General features: G+C 64.1%; 3 protein-coding genes. 1 reads left to right on the top strand and 2 read right to left on the bottom strand.

Annotated features, from left to right (window positions below; genetic code table 11):
- The coding region (locus WCB02_RS04965; protein ID WP_423956724.1) for a LysR substrate-binding domain-containing protein at positions 1–446 on the top strand (446 nt) is incomplete at its 5' end.
- A 48-nt stretch (positions 447–494) separates the two neighbouring features.
- On the opposite strand, the gene WCB02_RS04960 is transcribed toward WCB02_RS04965, so the two are convergent.
- The gene (locus WCB02_RS04960; RefSeq protein WP_423956723.1) at positions 495–1670 is read right to left on the bottom strand and encodes a GAF domain-containing sensor histidine kinase; all 1176 of its coding nucleotides are present in this window, start codon (positions 1668–1670) and stop codon (positions 495–497) included.
- A gap of 130 nt (positions 1671–1800) precedes the next feature.
- On the bottom strand, positions 1801–2016 hold a 216-nt coding region (locus tag WCB02_RS04955), incomplete at its 5' end, for an acyl-CoA dehydrogenase C-terminal domain-containing protein (protein WP_423956722.1).

Here is a 2016-nt window from a genome sequence, read left to right as displayed (position 1 = left end):
GTCGGGGCCCGGCCGAACCGCGCTACGCGCTGCCCGGCACCAAGGCTGCACCGCTGCCCTATCTCGCCTATCACCCCGGTTCAGGCGTCGGCCGTATCGTCACCTCGTTCCTGGCGGCGAAGGAGCCGGCCGCGTGGCTGGTCCCGAGCTTCTCGGCGCCGGTCATGCTGCTGACGGACATGGCGCGGGAGGGACGCGGCGTCACCTGGGCGCCCGAGAGCCTGGTGCGGGACGATCTCGCCAACGGGCGGCTGCTGCGCGCCGGGGCTGCGGACTGGAACATCGAGATCAGCATCTGCCTGTTCCGGTCGCGGGCCCGCATGACCAACGCGGCCGAGGCGTTCTGGAGCGCTATTGAGACAACCAAGTTCGAAGGGAAGATGCCGTTCACGCGCTGGGGTGCGCCGGCGGACAAGGCCAAGCGAGCCGGTCGAAGCCGAGCCTGAGCGGTACGCGATCGTGCCCGTCGCGCACGTTCGAGGCCAGCACAGTTCCTATATCGCTGGAAACAACAGTACGAAGCGCGTCTCCTGATCCGACGAATCGACCGTGAGCGTTCCGCCATGGGCCTTGGCGATTTCGGAGGCGATGAAGAGCCCCAGTCCCAGACCTTGCGGCGATCCGCGAACTCCGCCCCGATAGAACGGCTGAAAGAGCTGCGCCATCGCCTCTGGTGGAATTGGATCGCCGGAGTTGACAACGGACAATTCAAACAGGCCGCCGTGAGCAGCTGCCCGGACTTCGATCGGCCGTTCCGATGTCCCGTGAGTGATGGCGTTCCCGAGCAGATTGGAAAACAGCTGGCCGATGCGCTGGGGGTCGCAGGTCACCGGTTGGCGGATGTCGAACTTGGCGTCGATCATGGTCGTTGGATGACTGGACTGCAGTTCCGCGATGACCTGCTTCAGCATCGGTTCAAGCGGCTCCTTGGCGCTGCGTTCCAGCACAAGGCCGCCTCCCAGCCGCCCGCGCGCAAAATCCAGCACGTTGTCGATCAGCCGGGACATGCGATTGACGCTGGTCTGCATCAGCCCGGCAATCTCGGACATCGCCTCCTTCGACTCCGTTTTCGGAAGCATCCGCACGCCTGCGGCAATCGAGGCGAGCGGATTGCGCAGATCATGACCGAGCACGGCGATGAATTGCTCGCGCAGTTCTGAGGTTTGACGTTCGGTCAACAGCGTTGCTTCGCTGCGATCCAGCCGTTCCAGCGCGTTGAGGTGGCCTCCGATCAGCTCGGCGAATAATTTGAAAGTCGCAATCGTTTCGGGATTGTTGAGCCGCGCCGGGCGCGGATCGATCGCGCATAAGGTCCCGAAGAAGGAGCCATCGCTCAGAACAATCGGAACGGAGATGTAGCTTTGAAACCCGTACATCGCCGGCGTGTGATGGCCGCAATAGGCCTGATCCTGCGCAACATGGTCGATCACCACGGCTTCGTGGCTCTGCCGAATCTCGGCGCAAATCGTGGTTTCGACCTTCAGTTCACCGCCTGGCGCGAGCCCGAAGTCAATCTGGTCGAGAGCGGCGCAGCAAATCCAGCGCTCCTGGGTGACGCGTGCAACGGCCGCGAACCGCATCCCCGTCGTCCGGCAGATCACATCGAGGATCTTGGGGACGGCATCGATGCGCTGGACAGCATCGATATCCGTCTGAAATGGATTTTCCATCGTTGCTCAAACCGTTCCTGAGGGCAATGTGTACGGCTGCCCGATCGTCCACATGCGCGGCGTTCGCGCGCCGCACAGGGGCACGGCCGTGAAACGCGCGCGCAATTGCCGCGACTTCAAGCCGACGGTGCTACGCCAGCAGGACCGCGTCGGCGCCGTTGACGACCTCGGCGCCGTCGGTGACCGTCTTCTCCAGCGAAACGGCCTGCACCGCGATGGTTTCGGCAAAGAACCGCGCCAGCGCGACATAGCGTTCGTGATCGCCGGTGCCGTTGCTGCGCGCGGCCAGCGCTTCGCTGGCCAGGTAGCAGCCGCCGAGCGCCGACCCGAACAGTTTCAGGTAGGG

The sequence above is a fragment of the Bradyrhizobium sp. genome, assembly GCF_049581145.1.
Lineage (GTDB): Bacteria > Pseudomonadota > Alphaproteobacteria > Rhizobiales > Xanthobacteraceae > Bradyrhizobium.
This window is presented reverse-complemented; position numbering and strand designations above follow the sequence as displayed.